This window comes from Achromobacter sp. PD1 (assembly GCF_048541815.1).
Classification (GTDB): domain Bacteria; phylum Pseudomonadota; class Gammaproteobacteria; order Burkholderiales; family Burkholderiaceae_B; genus Achromobacter; species Achromobacter bronchisepticus_A.
In genome coordinates, this window is sequence record NZ_CP183349.1 from 4,215,739 (window position 1) to 4,233,437 (window position 17,699).

General features: G+C 66.6%; 16 protein-coding genes. 7 read left to right on the forward strand and 9 right to left on the reverse strand.

The genetic code is table 11. The features are described 5' to 3' along the window. Window positions 1-2: 2 nt before the first annotated feature. The 3 genes from ACM1PE_RS19975 to ACM1PE_RS19985 all read right to left on the reverse strand — a co-directional run bounded on the left by ACM1PE_RS19975 (window position 3) and on the right by ACM1PE_RS19985 (window position 3,873). Window positions 3-1,187, reverse strand: coding sequence for a lipid-transfer protein (locus tag ACM1PE_RS19975; protein WP_059371763.1), 1,185 nt, complete (start codon window positions 1,185-1,187; stop codon window positions 3-5). Continuing rightward, on the reverse strand, window positions 1,184-2,716 hold the full coding sequence (locus tag ACM1PE_RS19980) for a class I adenylate-forming enzyme family protein (protein WP_419340764.1): 1,533 nt from the start codon (window positions 2,714-2,716) through the stop codon (window positions 1,184-1,186). The genes ACM1PE_RS19975 and ACM1PE_RS19980 overlap by 4 nt, the downstream gene beginning before the upstream one ends. A 107-nt stretch (window positions 2,717-2,823) precedes the next feature. After that, entirely contained in the window at window positions 2,824-3,873 is a 1,050-nt protein-coding gene (locus ACM1PE_RS19985; protein ID WP_419340765.1) for an AraC family transcriptional regulator, read from the reverse strand. Between the two features lie 190 nt (window positions 3,874-4,063). Here ACM1PE_RS19985 and ACM1PE_RS19990 point away from each other — a divergent pair, with 190 nt between their 5' ends. Then, window positions 4,064-5,233, forward strand: coding sequence for a CaiB/BaiF CoA transferase family protein (locus ACM1PE_RS19990; RefSeq protein ID WP_419340766.1), 1,170 nt, complete (start codon window positions 4,064-4,066; stop codon window positions 5,231-5,233). Window positions 5,234-5,291: 58 nt separating this feature from the next. Then, on the forward strand, window positions 5,292-6,284 hold the full coding sequence (locus tag ACM1PE_RS19995) for a Bug family tripartite tricarboxylate transporter substrate binding protein (RefSeq protein ID WP_059371760.1): 993 nt from the start codon (window positions 5,292-5,294) through the stop codon (window positions 6,282-6,284). Window positions 6,285-6,292: 8 nt separating this feature from the next. Here the strand turns inward: ACM1PE_RS19995 and ACM1PE_RS20000 are convergent, their stop codons facing one another. Beyond that, entirely contained in the window at window positions 6,293-7,189 is an 897-nt protein-coding gene (locus tag ACM1PE_RS20000; protein ID WP_251881277.1) for a LysR family transcriptional regulator, read from the reverse strand. A 71-nt stretch (window positions 7,190-7,260) separates the two neighbouring features. Between ACM1PE_RS20000 and ACM1PE_RS20005 the strand changes: the two genes are divergently transcribed. The 3 genes from ACM1PE_RS20005 to ACM1PE_RS20015 all read left to right on the forward strand — a co-directional run bounded on the left by ACM1PE_RS20005 (window position 7,261) and on the right by ACM1PE_RS20015 (window position 10,034). Next, window positions 7,261-8,508, forward strand: a complete 1,248-nt coding sequence (locus tag ACM1PE_RS20005; protein ID WP_280015215.1) for a CaiB/BaiF CoA transferase family protein — start codon at window positions 7,261-7,263, stop codon at window positions 8,506-8,508. After that, window positions 8,505-8,981: a MaoC family dehydratase gene (locus ACM1PE_RS20010; RefSeq protein ID WP_059371758.1), complete on the forward strand. Its 477-nt coding sequence runs from the start codon at window positions 8,505-8,507 to the stop codon at window positions 8,979-8,981. The genes ACM1PE_RS20005 and ACM1PE_RS20010 overlap by 4 nt, the downstream gene beginning before the upstream one ends. Window positions 8,982-9,068: 87 nt before the next feature. Next, complete coding sequence (locus ACM1PE_RS20015; protein WP_419340767.1) at window positions 9,069-10,034, forward strand: Bug family tripartite tricarboxylate transporter substrate binding protein; 966 nt, start codon at window positions 9,069-9,071, stop codon at window positions 10,032-10,034. Window positions 10,035-10,111: 77 nt separating this feature from the next. Here ACM1PE_RS20015 and ACM1PE_RS20020 read toward each other — a convergent pair whose 3' ends face one another. From ACM1PE_RS20020 to ACM1PE_RS20040, 5 genes are all read right to left on the reverse strand, one after another. Beyond that, window positions 10,112-10,486: a tautomerase family protein gene (locus tag ACM1PE_RS20020; RefSeq protein ID WP_054451217.1), complete on the reverse strand. Its 375-nt coding sequence runs from the start codon at window positions 10,484-10,486 to the stop codon at window positions 10,112-10,114. A gap of 120 nt (window positions 10,487-10,606) precedes the next feature. Continuing rightward, window positions 10,607-11,866, reverse strand: a complete 1,260-nt coding sequence (locus ACM1PE_RS20025; protein ID WP_059371756.1) for a quaternary amine ABC transporter ATP-binding protein — start codon at window positions 11,864-11,866, stop codon at window positions 10,607-10,609. After that, window positions 11,863-12,720, reverse strand: a complete 858-nt coding sequence (locus ACM1PE_RS20030; protein ID WP_054451215.1) for an ABC transporter permease — start codon at window positions 12,718-12,720, stop codon at window positions 11,863-11,865. The genes ACM1PE_RS20025 and ACM1PE_RS20030 overlap by 4 nt, the downstream gene beginning before the upstream one ends. Window positions 12,721-12,955: 235 nt before the next feature. Continuing rightward, window positions 12,956-13,957 (reverse strand): ABC transporter substrate-binding protein, encoded by a 1,002-nt coding sequence (locus ACM1PE_RS20035; RefSeq protein ID WP_054451214.1) that lies wholly within the window; start codon window positions 13,955-13,957, stop codon window positions 12,956-12,958. A gap of 516 nt (window positions 13,958-14,473) precedes the next feature. Then, window positions 14,474-15,736: a class I SAM-dependent methyltransferase gene (locus ACM1PE_RS20040; protein WP_419340768.1), complete on the reverse strand. Its 1,263-nt coding sequence runs from the start codon at window positions 15,734-15,736 to the stop codon at window positions 14,474-14,476. A gap of 155 nt (window positions 15,737-15,891) precedes the next feature. Between ACM1PE_RS20040 and ACM1PE_RS20045 the strand changes: the two genes are divergently transcribed. Together ACM1PE_RS20045 and rpmB are read left to right on the forward strand one after the other, a co-directional pair. Next, window positions 15,892-17,091, forward strand: a complete 1,200-nt coding sequence (locus ACM1PE_RS20045; RefSeq protein ID WP_262480430.1) for a Bcr/CflA family multidrug efflux MFS transporter — start codon at window positions 15,892-15,894, stop codon at window positions 17,089-17,091. Between the two features lie 368 nt (window positions 17,092-17,459). After that, window positions 17,460-17,696, forward strand: a complete 237-nt coding sequence (rpmB, locus tag ACM1PE_RS20050) for a 50S ribosomal protein L28 (RefSeq protein WP_006385639.1) — start codon at window positions 17,460-17,462, stop codon at window positions 17,694-17,696. Window positions 17,697-17,699: the final 3 nt, after the last annotated feature.

Genomic DNA, 17,699 nt, shown 5'->3' on the forward strand with positions numbered 1-17,699 from the left:
CCTCAGGCCGCCTGGTACAGCGTCACCACGCAGGCGCCGCCCAGTCCCAGGTTGTGCTGCAGCGCCAGCCTGGCGCCTTCGACCTGGCGCAAGTCCGCCTGGCCTCGCAGCTGCCACACCAGCTCGGTGCATTGCGCCAAGCCGGTCGCGCCCAGAGGGTGGCCCTTGGACAGCAGCCCGCCGGACGGATTGGTCACGACCTTGCCGCCGTAGGTGTTGTCGCCTTCCAGGATGAACTTCTCGGCGCCGCCCTCGGGTGTCAGGCGCAGGCCTTCGTAGGTGATCAGCTCGTTGGCGGTGAAGCAGTCGTGCAGTTCGACCACGTCCACGTCGTCAGGGCCGATACCGGCGGCCTCATAGACTTGGTCGGCCGCGGCTCGCGTCATGTCAAAGCCCACTACTTTGCGCATGTCGCCAGCGCCGAAGGTGGACGGCGTGTCCGTCGTCATGGCCTGCGCGGCAATGCTGACGGCGGGCGCCAGCCGGTGGCGGCGCGCAAACTCGTCCGAGCACAGAATGGCGGCCGCCGCGCCGCAGGTCGGCGGGCAGCATTGCAGGCGCGTCAGCGGATCGAAGATCATGGGCGCGGCCAGCACCTCGTCCAGCGTGACCGGCTGGCGGAACACCGCGTAAGGATTGCGCGCGGCATGCTGGCGCGCCTTGACCGCGATGCGGGCGAAGAGGTCGGCGCCGACGCCGTGCTCCTTCATGTAGTCGCGGCCCGCGCCGCCGAAGAACTGGGCTGCGCGCGGCTTGGCCGTGTCATAGCCCTGCATTTCACTCATCGCCGAGACGAAATCCTGCAGAGGCGACGGGCGGTCTTCGTACACGCCTTTCAGCGCGCCAGGCACCATCTGTTCGAAGCCCACCGCCAGCGCGCACTCCACGGCCCCGCTTTCCACCGCCTGCCGCGCCAGGAACAGGGCCGACGAACCGCTTGCGCAATTGTTGTTGACGTTGAACACCGGAATGCCGCTGAGCCCCACGCCGTAGACCACCGCCTGGCCAGCGGTCGAATCGCCGTAGACATAGCCCGCGTAGGCCTGCTGGACCGCGTCGTATTGCAGTCCGGCGTCCCGCAGAGCCTGGCGCACGGCGCTGGCGCCCATCACGGTATATGCCTCGCTGGCGCCGGGCTTGCTGAAGGGAATCATGCCGACTCCCGCCACCCATACTTTCCGATTCATGTCTGACTCTCCTGATGAGCGGGCGCGGCGACAGCCGCGCGCCTGGATTCATGGTCTTGCCTCAGCACGGACTTCAGCACCTTGCCGGCGGCTGACATGGGCAATTCGCTGAGGAACTCGTAGGTCTTGGGGCACTTGTAGGCGGCAAGCTGCAGGCGGCAATGCCTGTCCAGAGCATCGGCGTCGGCGGCCATGCCCGGACGCGGCACGATTACCGCGTGCACCGCCTCGCCCCACCGCGCATGCGTCACGCCGATGACCGCGCAGCGCGCCACTAGCGCGTGGCGGGCCAACACGCCTTCCACTTCAGCGCCGTAAACGTTTTCGCCACCGCTGACGATCATGTCCTTGAGGCGGTCAACGATATACAGGTATCCGTCCTCGTCCTGGCGGGCCGCGTCGCCTGTCAGCAGCCAGCCCCGGTCGAATGCACGGCGCGTTTCTTCGGGCCGGTTCCAGTAACCCTGCATCACCATGGGTCCGCGCACCAACAACTCGCCGACCGCGCCGGGCGCCGCCTCGCTGCCGTCGGGCGCGAGAATGCGCGTCTCCACGCCTACCGCAGGCGGTCCCGCCGATTCGGTGCGCGCGCCGCCCTGGCGCACGTCTGCATTGATGGCGACCGTGGCGGCGGTTTCGGTCATGCCGTAGGCATGGACGAACTCCGCTTGCGGAAAGGCCACCAGCGCCCGGTCGAGCAAAGCCCGGGAAATCGGCGAGGCGCCCCAGATCACCCGCCTCACGCCGTCCAGCCTGTACTGCGCGAACCCGGGTTCGTCCAGCAGCATCTGGATCATGCTGGGCACCAGCAGTACTTCGGTTACGCCGTCGTCCTGCAGGGCCTGCAATACCGCGCGGGGCTGGAAGCCGCGCTGGACCGCCACCGATGCGCCCGCGACAAACTGTCCGATCAATCGTCCCAAGCCGGCAACATGAAACAGCGGTGCGACCAGCAAGGTGCGGCTGTCGGGCGGCGTGAGGACCGTAGCCATCCTGGCCACCGCAGCGCTCCAGAGATTCGCGTGTGTCAGCATGGCGCCCTTGGGCGCGCCGGTCGTGCCGCCGGTAAAGAGAATCGCGGCCAGCGCGTCGCCGCCCGCACGGATATCCTCCAGCGGCGCAGCCGCGGCGGCGTGCGCTTCCAGCACGTCGGCGGACAGCGGCGCCGTGCTGGCGGGAATGTCCACATCGGCCATGCGTGGCGCCATGGTCTCGTCCACCAACAGCAGGCGCGGACTGCAGTCGGCCAGTGCCTGCGCAAGCTCTGGGCTGCTCCAGCGTGTGTTCAAAGGCAGCACGGCCGCTCCCAGCCACCAGCATGCCAGGATCCACGACACATAGTCTGCGCCGTTGGCGCTCCAGAACGCCACGCGGTCGCCGTGCAGTACTCCATGGCCGCGCAGCACGGCGGCCTTGCGTGCGGTCCAATCGATCAGCGCCGCGTAAGTCCAGCGGCGTACGTCTTCGCATAGCGCGATCTTGCCGGGGTGCAGCCGGCCTGCGCGATGCAGGCCTTGTGTCAGATACATGGTGCTCGTCTCCTGCGGCGCCGCGCTCCTTGCGCGGAGCAGCGTGCGTTCGTCCTCGAGCCCCTAGCTTCCCCCTTGGGGCAGGATCGCGGCAATGGCCGCAGGCGTCAAACCGATAGGCCAAAAGTGTCAGCGGCTTGCCGGCCTTCGGGGCCGCAGACCAGGCGGTTGCGGCGGTATTCTCCCGGCGACACGCCGGTCCATTTCTTGAAGGCGCGGTGGAAGGTGCTGGGTTCGGAAAAACCCAGGCGCTCGGCGATGTCCATCAGGGATAGCTCGTGGCGGCCCAGGTATTCGACCGCGGCATCGCGCCGCAAATCATCCTTCAGGGCCTGGAAGCCCTGCCCCTCTTCACGCAAGTGCCGCCGCAGCGTCTGCGGCGTCATTGCCAATTGCGCGCTGACCTGAATAAGCGACGGCAACTCCTTGGACAGATCGTTGCGCAACAGGCGGCGGATGCGATCAGTCAGGGTGGTGCGGTCCTGGTACTTCACCAACAGGTCGAACGGCGCATTGGCCAGAAACGGCTTTAGCGTCTGTTCGTTCTGCACCACCGGCAAGGCCAGCCAACGCGACTCCAGCCACAGGCCCGTCACCGGCTGGCCATAGCGCACCGGTGCATAGAACAGCCTGTGCGCATCGGCGCTGCGCGCGCCGCTGCTGTAGTCCACGCCCAGAATGGGAATGCGCCGCGCCGCCAGCCAATTGGCCACGCCAAGCGTGAAGAACAGAAAGGAGCGTTCACCATACCAGCGCGCACAGCTGCTGGGCGCGCGCGAGTCGAGCACGATGCGCGCGCGCTCGCCGCTCACGCACAGGCGGGCGGTGAAATCCCGCAGCACGCCGTGGTAGTAGCGGAACGCCGCGCGCAGCGCCTGCCCGACCTTGTCTTCCTGCAAGGCAAGCCGGCAGGCATGGTCGAACGCCCCCATGGGAACCGGATGCTGGCCCATGCCCAGGAAGTCATCGCGGGTGGCCCGGCGCAGCGTCCGCATTATCTGTGCGAGCTGCGCCTGCGATACCCGCGCCATCGGCGCCTGCAACAGGGACGGCGGCACGCCGGCGCGCGTCAGGACCCGGTCCACGTCCACCCCCCGGCTGCGCGCGCCTTGCAGGATTTGGGCGATATGTCCCACGGCAATGGTGTGATGGGTCATGAGGATATCCAGCGGCTGGCGTACGCCGATGGATCGATGGTAGCCAAAGCCTGCGCGCGCAGGAATGGCTGGCGTGAGCATTCTCGCCAAGCGCAATCAGCGAATCCGCCATTGGTCGGCCGGAAAGCCGCGCCTAGACTGGCGCGAGCCCCAGGCGGGCATGCCACTTCGTATTTACGGGAGTCCCTCTTTGGATACACCGAACACCGCTCCGCTCGCGGGCGTCAGGATCCTGGACCTGTCGCGGCTGCTGCCCGGTCCGCTGGGCGCGCAATACCTGGCCGACCTGGGAGCCGACGTCATCAAGATCGAGGATACGCAGGCGGGCGATTATGCGCCGCCGCCCCTGCGCGCCATCTGCAACCGCAACAAGCGCGGGCTGCGGCTGGATCTCAAACATCCCGAGGGACAGGCAGCGCTGGCGGCGCTGGCGCGCGGCGCGGACGTGGTGATCGAGAGTTTCCGTCCGGGCGTGGCCGCGCGGCTGCAGGCCGACTACGCCACCCTGGCGCGCCACAATCCCCGGCTGGTCTACTGCAGCATCACCGGCTACGGCCAGGATGGCCCGCAGCGCGACGCCGCGGGCCACGATCTGAACTACGCGGCCTGCGCCGGAGTCGCCGATCAGATGGGCTGCGGGCCCGATCTGCCGGCGCTGTCGAACCTGCCCGTGGCCGACATCCTTGGAGGCTCGCTTACGGCGGTAATGGGCATCCTGGCCGCGCTGTACGACGCCCAGCGCAGCGGGCTCGGACGGTACATCGATATCGCCATTGCCGACGGCCTGCTGGCTGGCGCCGTCGTGCCGCTGGCCACGCTCAATGCCCGCGGCGACACGCGGCCGGCGGGCGCCGATACCCTGTCCGGCGGGCTGGCCTGCTATGGCCAGTACCGCGCCGCGGACGGACGCTATTTGGCGGTCGCCGCGCTGGAATTGAAATTCTGGGAAACGCTGTGCCGGCGGCTGGATCGTCCCGATCTGGCGCCGCTGCACCGCAACGGCGACGCGGCGCAGCAGGCGCGCGTGCGCCGCGAATTGCAGCAGATCTTCGGATCGCGCCCGCTGGCGCATTGGCTGGAACTGTTTGAAGGCGCCGACTGCTGCGTGTCGCCCGTGCTCAAACTGGCGGAAGGCCTGACGCATCCGCAGTTCGTCGCCCGCGGCATGTCGCTGCAGACCGAGCACCCGGTCTACGGCCGCAACACCCATGTGGCCAGCCCGGTGAAGATGTCGGGCTTCCAGTTCGCCATACATCGCCAGGCCCCGCTGCCCGGCGAACACACCGATCAGATCCTGCGCGAGGCCGGCTACAGCGAGCCGGACGTCGCCAGCCTGATCGGGCGCGGCATTGCGCTGTAGGCACATACGGCCAGCCCCGCCCGCCCCCCAAGCGACCATAACCAGGACGGAGACAATCATGAACGATCCTCATCGCAGCCTTCCCTCGCCCCTGCGCCGCAGCCTGCTCAAGCTGGGCGCGGCCCTGCCCGCCACGCTGGCCTTGCCGCGTCCGGCCAGCGCCACGGGCTTTCCGGCCCGCCCTGTCACGCTCATCGTGCCATTTCCGGCTGGCGGCGCGACCGATACGCAGATGCGCGCGCTGGCGATCGCGGCCTCGCGCGAACTGGGCCAGACGGTCGTCATCGCCAACCGGCCGGGCGCGGGCGGCACACTGGGCCCGGCAGCCATGGCGCAGACCGCCGCACCCGACGGCTATACGGTGTCGGTGGTGGTCGGCACCTTGTTCCGCTACCCCTTTCTGCAGCAGGTCAATTACGACCCGCTCAAGGACTTCACCTACGTCGCCTGCATGACCGCCTATTCCTACGCCATCGTGGTACGCGAGGACGCGCCCTGGCGCACGCTGGACGAGCTGATCGCGGACGCGCGCGCCCATCCCGACAAGATCAGCTACGGCGGCACCGGCACCGGCGGCTCCGGGCGCATCGCGATCGAACGCCTGTCGCGGCTGACGAACACGCGCTTCAATTTCATCCCCTACAAGGGCGCGGCCGAAGAGACCACCGCGCTGCTGGGCGGCCATATCCAGATGATCTCGGACGCGGGTTGGGGGCCGATGATAGACACCGGCAAAGCCCGCTTGCTGGCGGTGCTGGGCGAAGCCCGCGCCAAGCGCGTGCCGGACGCGCCCACGCTGACGGAACTGGGCTATCCCATCGTCGCGGCCAATCCGGTCGGCATCGCCGGACCGAAGGGCATGGATCCCGAGGTCACACGCATCCTGCAGCAAGCCTTCCACCGCGCGTCCCGCGATCCGGAGTACAACCGCGCGCTGGAAACCGCCGACCAGCCCCACATGCTGATGGACAGCGCCGCCTACACCGACTTCGCAGTCCGCCAAGTCGCGGAAGAAAGGAAATTCGTTGCCGAGCTGGGCCTGAAGAACTAGCCGCGCCTTCAGCCTGCGGGACTCAGCATGGAGTCGCGCAGGCGCAGCACCGACGCGCAGGACGTGTCGCGATGCGTCACCAGCGACAGGGACAGCGCATCGTGCGCGTCGGCGTCGGTCAGCGGCACGAAGGCCACGTGCGGGGTCGAATACGCGCGCGTCACGCCCGGCACCAGCGCCAGGCCCATGCCGCTGGCGACCAGGCTGATCAGCGTCTGCACCTGTATCGCCTCCTGGCTGATGCGCGGCGAAAACCCGGCCTTGAGGCATAGCGCCTGCGCCACGCCGTGCAGGCCCGGCACTTTCAGGGGCGAATACAGCACGAAGTTCTCGGCGCGGGCGCGCTCCAGGCTGACCGGCCCGCCCGCGGCCAGCGGATGCCCCGCCGGCACGGCCAGGATGAGGTCGTCGCGCTCCACCACCCAGGAGTCCAGCGCCGCGTCTTCCGCCAGCGGACCGCGCACCAGGCCTGCATCGATATCGTTGGCGCGCAGCATCGCGACCAGGCCGACCGTGCTGTCCTCGCGCAGGTCCAGCTGCACGTCCGGATACTGCGCGCGAAAGACCGGCAGGCAACGCGGCAGCAGCATGTAGGTAGCCGAGCCCACGAATCCCAGCCGCAGCGTACCCCACTCGCCCAGCGCCACGCGGCGGGCAGCCTGGCGCGCCTGGTCGGCGTGGAACAGCGCGCGGCGGGCGTCCGCCATCAGCGCCTGGCCCGCAGGCGTCGGCGTCACGCCCTTGGGGCCCCGCACCAGCAGCGGCGCGCCCACCGCGTGTTCCAGTTTCTGGATCGAGACCGACAGCGCCGGCTGCGCAATATGCAGCGTGTCCGCGGCGCGCCGATAGCTGCCCAGCTCCGCGATGGTGACGAACTGCCGGAGCTGCCGCAAATCGATAGCCATAATAAATTCCATATCGCCCAATACCGACGCCATATTAGACGTGTATGCCGACGGCCGATAGGATTTCCGCCATGACAGCCACTCCCCTATCCCAAGCCAGCGCATTGGGCGGCGTGCGCATCCTGGACCTGACGTCCGTGGTGTTCGGCCCCTACGCCTCGCAGATACTCGCCGACTACGGCGCCGACGTGATCAAGGTGGAATCGCCCGCGGGCGATTCGACGCGGCATACCGGCCCCGCCCAGGAACCCGGGCTGGCCGCCATCTTCCTGGGCCTGAACCGCAACAAGCGCAGCATCGTGCTGGACCTGAAACAGGCCGCGGCGCGCCAGACGCTGTTGACGATGGTGGACCAGGCCGACGTGCTGATGCACAGCATGCGCCCGGCCAAGATGGCCGCGCTGGGACTGGATCCGGACACGCTGTGCGCGCGCAACCCGCGGCTGGTCTACGCCGGCCTGTACGGCTTCGGCGCGGGCGGCGCCTATGACGGCCTGCCGGCGTACGACGACATCATCCAGGGCCTCTCGGGCCTGGCCGACCTGGTGGACCGCCAGACCGGCGCGCCGCGCTACCTGCCCACCGTGGCCGCCGACAAGACTTGCGGGCTGATCGCGGCGCACGCCATCCTGGCCGCGCTGTTCCAGCGCGAGCGCACCGGCGCGGGCCAACAGCTGGAAGTGCCCATGTTCGAAAGCATGGCGTCCTACGCGCTGGTCGAGCATTACTACGGCAGGCACCTGGCCGACGAGCCCGGCGAGGCCGGTTATCCGCGCGTGCTCACGCCCTGGCGCAAACCGTGCAAAACCGCCGACGGCCATGTCTGCCTGATGCCGTATACCGACGCCCACTGGCGCGACTTCTTCATCGCCGCGGACCGCCCCGATCTGGCGCAGGACGCGCGCTTTGCCGACATCGCATCGCGCACGCGGCACATCGAAACGCTCTACGAACTGCAAGCAGGCATCGTGGCCGGGCGCGATACCGCCTACTGGCTGGCGCTGTGCGCGCGCCTGGAAATCCCCGCCGCGCCCATCAACCGCCTGCAGGACCTGGAGGCCGACCCGCACCTGCAAAGCGTGGATTTCTTCGCGCCGCTAGCAAGCGCTTCCGGCAGCCGCTACCGCTTTCCCCGCAACCCGGTACGTCTGCAGCATTCCCATGTGCCGGCCGCGATGCCGCCGCGCCTGGGCGAGCACACGCTGGACGTGCTGCGCCAGGCCGGCCTGGACGACGCGCAAATCGCCGGGCTTCTGGAATCGGGCGCAGCCCGCGACGCGCATCCCTCAACCCCGAACAACCGCAAGGACCCCGCATGACCGCAGACCGCAACGCCGCCGACATCAAGCAGCTTGGCCAGGGCTATTACTGGCAGGACCTGGCCGTGGGCCAGCGCTTTCAGACGTTCCGCCGCACGGTGACCGAAACCGACATCGTCAACTTCATCAGCGTGACCGGCATGCTGGAGACGATCTTCATCGACGCCACCTATGCCCATGGCGCGATCCAGGGACGCCCCGCCCCCGGCGGCCTGACCTACGGCCTGATCGAGGGGCTGATCATGCAGGGCATGGTGCAAGGCACCGGGCTGGCGCTACTGGAAGTCCACAAGAAAATGCTGGCGCCCGTGGTCGCGGGCGACACCATCTGGGCGGAGATCGAAGTCACCAGCATACGCCCCACCTCGCAGCACAACCGGGCAGTGGTCGCCTCGGTGATCGAAGTACGCAACCAGAACGGCAAGCCGGTAATGGCCTACACGGCCACGCGCATGCTGGCCGGCAGGCCCTGAACTTTCATCAGGCGATCAAGCGCCCCATAGAGGGCGCTGGCGCCGGGACGCCATCCGCGTCACAAGAACAGCACAAGGAGACAAGCAATGAAGAAAGCACTGCTGGCAGGCAGCCTCGCCATTCTCGCGCTGGGCGCCGCCGCAAGCGCCCACGCCGCCTGGCCCGAACGCCCCATCACCATGGTGGTGCCCTTCCCGCCTGGAGGGCCGACCGATCTGGTCGCCCGGGTGCTGGCCAAGCAGCTGACCGACCAGTTGGGCCAGACCGTCGTGGTCGAAAACAAGGGCGGCGCCAACGGCAACATCGGCATGCAGTACGCGGCTGCCGCCAAGCCCGATGGCTACACCGTGCTGTACAACACCTCCTCCATCGCGCTCAGCCCCAATCTGTACCGGTCGCTGACCTTCGACCCGGTCAAGGACTTCGCGCCGGTGTCCTCCACGGCGGTGATCCCGCTGGTGCTGCTGGTGCATCCTTCCGTGCCGGCGCCGGACACGCGGACCTTCGTGCAGTATGCGCGCGAGCATCCCGGCAAGCTGTCGTATGGGTCGGCCGGCGCCGGCAACGTCACGCACCTGGGCGCCCTGCTGCTGTTGCGCTCGCTCGAGATCGACGCGGTGCACGTCCCCTATCGCGGCAGCGCCCCGGCCATGACGGATCTGGTCGGCGGGCAGGTGCAGCTCATGACCAATACGCTGAACGATTCGCTGGGCTTCATCCGCGAAGGCAAGCTGCGCGCGCTGGCCGTGACCAGCGGCACGCGCAGCGAGCAATTGCCCGACGTGCCGACGGTGGCGGAAACGGTGGCGCCCGGATTCGAGATGGGCGCCTGGCAAGGCGTGGTGGTACCGGCAGGCACGCCAGCGCCGGTCATCGACAAACTGAACGCCGAAATCCGCCGAGCGCTGCAATCGCCTGAAATGACCAGGCAGCTCAAGGCACAAGGCGCGCAGGCGCTGGGTTCCACGCCGCAGGAATACGCTGCCTACATCAAGAGCGAAATCGCGCGCTGGGGAGAAGTGGTAAAGGCGGCCAATGTGAAGCTGGACTGACGGTTGCTGAAGGCAGGTGCAAAAACGCCCGCGAATCGCGGGCGCTTCTTTCTGAGCTGCCAGGCGGACGGCAAATCTCAGCGGCCGTTGGCCTTGGCTGTGATGCCGTTGGCCGCGCCCATGTCGGTATTGGGCACGTCGCGCAGCAGCACGCGCACGTCCTGGCCGGAGATGCCGATGCTGGCGCACACCGCCTGGTTCAGCGCCGCGATCAGCGCGGCCTTCTTGGCTTCGTCGCGGCCCGAGATCAGCGCGACGTCGACACGCGCCATGGCCTTGCCGATTTCACCGCCCACGATCACATGCGCCGCCGGCACTTCCTGCAGCACGATGCGCACGCTGGGCAGCGGCGCAGCGATGCTTTCAACCACCGCGTTGGATGCGGCCTGCAGCAACGCAGCCTTCTGGGCGGCCGTGTGGCCTTCCATGATCTGGACATTCAAAATTGGCATGACTGATTCCGATGTTCCGAAAAAGGAGAAACCGGCCCAGGCGGCCGGCAAACCATCATATCCGGATCGGGGCGCCGCGGACGGCCGCGCGGCCCCAATCCGGATTAGGGTTTCTCCCTGTCAGGCCGCCTGGTCGCGGCGCTCGGGTTCGGACTGCTCCTGCGCGTCGGCGGCAGCGGCGGCTTCCGCCGCGGGCGCCGTTTCGGCCAGGGCCGGCGTCACCAGCTCCACGACCTTCTTGCGCGACAGCATGCCGATGAACTCATCGTCTTCGCCGGTCACCGCGACCGGCTGGTCGCTGTGCACCAGCTGGGCCAGCACTTCGCCCAGGCCGGCCGTGGCCGGCACGGAAGCCAGATCCTCGACGTAGCGCGAGATATCGCGCGCGCCTTCCTCGATGGCGCGCGTGGCGGCCTCGGCGGTCAGCACGCCGGCCAGCCGCTTGCCGTCCAGCACCGGCGCATATTCGTAGCTCAGGGCGCGCATGCGGTCCATGGCATGGGCGGGACGCGAACGCATGGTCAGGGTCAGGCGCGCCGGGTTCACGGCGTGCGTGGCGTTGAGCACCTTGGTGCGGTTCACGTCCTGCAGGAACGACTGCACGTAGTCGTTGGCCGGGTTCAGCAGGATGTCCTCCGGCGTGCCTTCCTGCACCAGTTCGCCGTCCTTGAGGATGGCGATGCGGTTGCCCAGGCGCAGGGCTTCGTCCAGGTCGTGGGTGATGAAGACGATGGTCTTGTTGAGCTTGGCCTGCAGCTGCAGCAACTGGTCCTGCATCTCGCGGCGGATGAGCGGATCCAGCGCCGAGAAGGCTTCGTCCATCAACAGGATTTCGGCATCGGTGGCCAGCGCCCGGGCCAGGCCGACACGCTGTTGCATGCCGCCCGACAGTTGGTGCGGGTACTGGTTTTCAAAGCCCGACAGGCCCACCTGGTCCAGCCATTCGCGGGCGCGCTTTTCGCGTTCGGCACGGCCCACGCCCTGTACGGTCAGGCCGTAGGCGGCGTTGTCCAGCACGGTGCGGTGCGGGAACAGGCCAAAGCGCTGGAACACCATGCTCATCTTCTTTTGGCGGAAGACTTCCAGGTCGCGCTTATTCAGGCTGACCACATCCACGCCATCGACCAGGATGTGGCCGGCGCTGGGTTCGATCAGGCGGTTGAAGTGGCGGATCAGCGTGGACTTGCCGGAACCCGACAGGCCCATGATGACGTAGATGCTGCCTTCTTCGATCGACAGGCTGATGTCGCGCAGGCCCAGCGTGTGGCCGCTCTCGGCCAGCAGTTGTTCCTTGCTCATGCCGCCCTGGGCGGCTTCCAGCCATTTCTTCGGATGCGGGCCGAAGACCTTGTAGATGTTCTTGACCTCGATCTTGCTCATCGCTGGCCTCCCATGCGCATGCGCTGTCCATACGATTGCGTGATCCGGTCGAACAGCACGGCCAGCACCACGATACCCAAGCCCGCCAGCAGGCCGCGGCCTACTTCAAGACGGTTGATGCCGAGCAACACTTCATAACCCAGGCCGCGCGCGCCGATCATCGAGGCGATCACCACCATCGACAGGGCCATCATCGTGGTCTGGTTGATGCCGGCCATGATGTTGGGCAGCGCCAGCGGCAGCTGCACGCCGAACAGCTGCTGGCGCGGATTGGCGCCGAAGGCGCGCGAGGCTTCCAGCACTTCGCGGTCGACCAGGCGGATGCCCAGGTCGGTCAGGCGGATCAGCGGCGGCACGGCGTAGATCACGGTGGCGATGATGGCCGGGATCTTGCCCAGGCCGAACAGCATGACCACGGGAATCAGGTACACGAAGCTGGGCATGGTCTGCATCACGTCCAGCACCGGCAGCATGATGGAGCGCAGCCAGTTGACCCGCGCCATCAGCACGCCCAGCGGGATGCCGATGATCACCGACAGGCCGGCCGCCATGATCATGAGCGCCAGCGTCTGCATGCCGGCGTCCCACAGGCCCAGCACGCCGATCACGCACAGCAGCGCGCCCATCGCCAGACTCAGGCCGATACGGCGGCTGACGCCCCAGGCGATCGCGATCGTCACCGCGACCACCGCCCACCAGGGCGAATTGCGCAGCAGCTGCTCCAGCCACACCAAGGCATGCAGGACGGGCTGGGACAAGGTCTCCAGCGTGTCGGCATAGTTGGTGACCAAGTGATCGACAAAGCCGTCGATCGCCCCCCGGACCTGCCGGGCGGGAATAATTTCAGGAAACATTCGTTCTACTCCATTCTGGCGCACTCACCGCCCGGACCGCGCCCGCATGCCCAGGAATCGGGCGATGCGGCGCAAGCTTGCGGCTTCCAGCTAGAAAACGGCCGGCCATCCCGGCAGCGCCAGCGCATCTCGGTCCGGGCGCGAGCGCCCGGCCGGCGGCCATCCTGGCAAAGGAAACCGGCCCCATGAAGGGCCGGAGCGCGCCGCGACGGCGCGCAGCCAGGCACATGGCGGGTTACAGCGCGCTTTGGACGCGCCCGGCGACGTCGGCGGGGACCCACTTGGTCCAGACGTCGGGTTTGTTCTTCAGGAACCACTTGGCCACGGCGTTGGCTTCGTCGCCGGACTCTTCCATGTGGGCCAGGGTTTCGTTGATCACCGGCAGCGGCACCGAGACCTTGGACAGGAATTCGGTGAGCTTGGGCGCTTCCTCGGAGAACTTGGTGTTCACCGCCGTGAAGACGGGGTTGTCGGGATAGGCGCTGGGTTCGGGCTTGGCGCACTTGGGCGACGTCAGGCACTTGTGCTTTTCGGCGTCGTAGGGCGGCATGTCCAGCTTGACCAGGTCCATCGAACCCACCAGCGGCGTGGGCGACCAGTAGTAGAAGACCACGTTCTGCTTGCGCTTGTAGGCCGACATCAGGGCCGCCTTCTGCGCCGCGCCCGTGCCGGGCGAATACAGGGTGTAGCTGTCGTCCAGCTTCAGGGCGTGGAACAGGTTATTGCTGGTGATCTCGCAGCCCCAGCCCGCCGGGCAGCCGTAGAAGCGGCCTTTGCCGGGCTCTTCCGGATCCTTGAACTTGTCCTTGAACTTCGGCAGGTCGGCCGCGGACTTCAATTCGGGCAGGCGTTCCGCCGTGTAACGCGGGATGTACCAGCCCTCGGCGCCCATGTAGAGATCGCCGATGCGCTTGACCTTGCCGGTCTTCTCGGCGCGGTCCCAGGGATCGGCAACGCTGTTCAGCCAGATCTCGGTATTGATATCCAGGTCGCCGCGCTCCAGCGCAGCCAGGGCGGGCAGCGTTTCGGTCGGCAGGGTCTCGGTTTTGCAACCGTAGCCCTTTTCCATGATGAAACGTTCGACGTCAACCAGGACCAGATTGGATTCCCAGTTCATCGCGCCGAAATTGACCGGGCGCTTGATTTCGCACTGGACGGCATCGGCGGCTTGGGCCGCGCCGGCGAAGGCGAAGAACACAGCCGCGGCGGCCAGGGTCTTGACAGGGGTAAAACGCATTGGCTTTTGCCTCCATAGGTTCAGGGACACACGCCAGGCTTGGGCCCGGAGGTGCCATGGAGCTAAGGGGGTTGTGCGGAAGACGGGCAGAACCGCCAATACAAACCGACACTAGCAACAAGACGGTCCGCGAGGGTGCGGCATCTTGCAAGACAGGAGCTTCAAAAACGCAGTTTTTGAAAACCCACAGAAAGTGAACAAACTGAACGAAGAAGCCAGCATCTTAAACGAAATTGATGCTCAACCCAACCCCACCCCGGAATGAATCAGATACATTTCCCGAAAAAATGGTCCGGGATTACCCGCAAGCGCAAGGAGTGAAACAGCGACTTTACCTAGGGGATTTTGATTCAGACGAACAGATACATTCAGTAAACAATAAATTCATATCCATACGCTTTAGCCGCTTCAAACGGGCCGGAAATCGCGGTTCCGGCCAGTGGATGGACGCGTTTCGGACAGTTTTCCGTCGCCAATTGCATTGAAACCGACCATCCTGCGGACATCTGCCGGCCGCTACTCGTTCTTGGCGTACATGTAATCCCTGCGCCAGGGGTAGGCAAGGTCCGGCGGATTGTCCAGCTCGTCGGAGCGTCCTGTCGCCGGGTGCTGTCCCAGGATCTGGTGCAGCGCAATCCAGCCGTGCTCGAACGCCATGGCGCAGCCAGCCAGGTACAGCCGGTAGGCGCGCAGCGAACGCTCGCCCTGCTCGCCGCCCAGGATGCGCGCCGCTTCAGGCAGGCGCGCCTCCAGCGCATCGCTCCAGGCCCACAGGGTGCGCGCGTAATGCGGCCGCAGGTTTTCCACGTCCACCTCTTCCAGGCCGCCGTTGGTCAGGGTTTCCATCACCACGCTGACGTGGGTCAGCTCGCCGCCCGGGAAGATGTATTTCTCGATGAATTCGCCCATGCCGTTGCCCAGCTCGGCGTTGTAGACGCCGGCCGCGGTAATGCCATGGTTCATGATCAGTCCGCCCGGCTTGAGCAGGCGGCGCAGCTTGGCGAAATAGCCTTCGAGCTGGGCCCGGCCCACGTGCTCGAACATGCCGACCGACGCGATCTTGTCGTAGGGCGCGGATTCGTCCAGCTTGCGGTAGTCCAGCAGCTCCATGCGGACCCGGCCTGCAAGCCCCTTCTCCTGGATCAGTTTGCTGACATGGGCATGCTGGTTGCGCGACAGGGTGATGCCGGTGGCGTCCACGCCATAATGCTCGGCGGCCCACAGCAGCAGGCCGCCCCAGCCCGCCCCCACGTCCAGGAACCGTTCGCCCGCACGCAGGCGCAGCTTGCGGCAGATGTGGTCCAGCTTGGCCTCCTGGGCCTGGGCCAGCGTCATGCCCGGTTCGCGGTAGTAGGCGCAGGAATAGACCCGGCGCGGGTCCAGCCAGAGGGCGTAGAAGCCATCCGACAGGTCGTAGTGAAATTCGATCTGCTTGGCGTCGCGCTCGACCGAATGGCGCCAGACCGACACCACCTTGCGCACCAGCTCGGTCAGCCAGCCGCCGCGAGCCGCGTCCACCGGCGACCCCGGCAGCAGCGCCGAAGCCGCGGCCATCACATCGCGCATATTGCCCTCGATGTCGATGCGGCCTTCCACATAATCCTGCCCCAGCACGCCCACCGCGCCTTCGGCCAGATGCGCCAGGGCGGTCTTGTCGTGCGTGACGAAACGGACACGGGGTTCGGGCGGCCCCAGCACGGCGCCGTCGGGCAGAACCAGCTGGACCGGGACCGGCAGGGCCTGGAGTTTGCGTTCCACAACAGACAACAAAGGATTCACGACTTCTCCTCTGGAATACGTACGGACCGCAATGACTTTATCGGAAAAAACTTGCAATTTGCTTGTAAGGTTGCCCGTGATACAGTCGTTTACTTGGCCCAAACCGTGCAACAAACCGCATCCGGGCCCTGCCACTGCGCTACCCCGCAATCGACATGCCCCCTTCACAGTCTTTCCGCAGCAGCCTGCCTGGCTGGCTGATACTCATGGGCGCGCTGACCGCGATCGGTCCGTTCGCCATCGACATGTACCTGCCCGCCTTCCCCACGATCGCGGCAAACCTGGGCGTGTCCCGCGGCGACGTCGAACGCACGCTGGCCGCCTACCTGATCGGCCTGGCGATGGTGCAAGTGTTCTATGGCCCGATGGCCGACCGCTACGGCCGCAAGCCGCCGTTGCTCGTCGGCCTGACGCTGTTCATGATCGGTTCGCTGGGGTGCGCGCTGTCCGGATCGGTGGAAGCGTTGACCGGCTGGCGCGTGGTGCAGGCCATGGGCGGCGCCGCCGGCATCGTGATCCCGCGTGCGGTCATCCGCGACCATTACGAAACCCATGAAGCCGCCCGCGCGATGTCGCTGCTGATGCTCATCATGGGCCTCGCCCCCATCCTCGCGCCCTTGGCCGGCGGCCAGTTGCTGGCCATCACCTCGTGGCGCAGCCTGTTCTGGGTCATGCTGGCCGGCGGTGCGATGCTGATGGCCGCCGTCATCCTGATCATGAAGGAATCGCTGGCGCCTGAACGCGTGGTGCCGCTGCGCTGGCACACCATACTGCGCAACTACCGCGACCTGTTCGCGCACCGCGGCTTCATGGCGCACAGCCTGGCCGGCGGCTTCGGCCAGGCTGGCATGTTCGCCTACATCATCGGCTCGCCGCGCGTCTTCATCGAACTCTACGGCGTGCCGCCCCAGTACTACGGCCTGCTGTTCGGCACCAACGCGCTGTCGCTCATCATCTGCTCGCAGATCAGCGCGCGCCTGCTGCGCGCCTACACGCCGCGCCAATTGCAGCGCCGCGCGCTGACCTCGCTGGCCTGCGCCAGCCTGGCGGCGGTCGCGCTGACGCTGGCCGGCTGGATGAGCCTGCCCCTGCTGATGCTGTGCCTCATCTGCTACATGGGCAGCCAGGGCTTCGTCAATCCCAACTCGGCGGCGCTGGCGCTGGCGGACCAGGGCAAGCGGCTGGGCGCGGCTTCCGCACTATTGGGGACGCTGCAATTGTCCTGCGGCGCGCTGGCCGGTTTTGCCGTCAGCGCCTGGCAGACCGACAGCGCCCTGCCCCTGACGACCACGCTGGCGGCCTGCGCCTGCCTGTCCTGGATCTCGGGCCGCGTGGCGCAATCGCACACCACATAGCGTCGCCGCTTGATTTAATTAGGCTTTTCATATTAGAATCTAAGTCTTCACATGAAGTTTCCCGTGCTGAACTACTATGCTTTGTAGTTCAGCACTCTGACCCCAACCGCGCGATGTCTGGCGATTCCCTCCGGGATTTCCAGAAATTCTTACAAGAATTCAGCGGGTGGCAGGCAGCGGGTATAAGCACTGGGGCGGACCAGACTGGGCTTTGATGGCCATTCCGATCCCCCCTCATCCACTAAGACTGGGTGGCCGGCGTAGGCAAGGTACAGCAGCAGCGTACGAAGCCTCTACAGCCCGGCGGCTAAAACCCTGTCTACCCCCCAAGCGATGCGCGCAAAAGAACGACCTAAAGAGGTGCATCCATGGCACGCGTATGCCAAGTGACCGGCAAAGGCCCGATGGTGGGCAACAATGTTTCGCACGCGAACAACAAGACCAAGCGTCGCTTCCTGCCCAACCTGCAATCGCGCCGGTTCTGGGTTGAAAGCGAAAACCGCTGGGTCCGCCTGCGTGTTTCGGCCAAGGCCATCCGCACGATCGACAAGAACGGCATCGACGCCGTGCTGGCCGAAATGCGTGCCCGCGGCGAACTGGCTTAATCA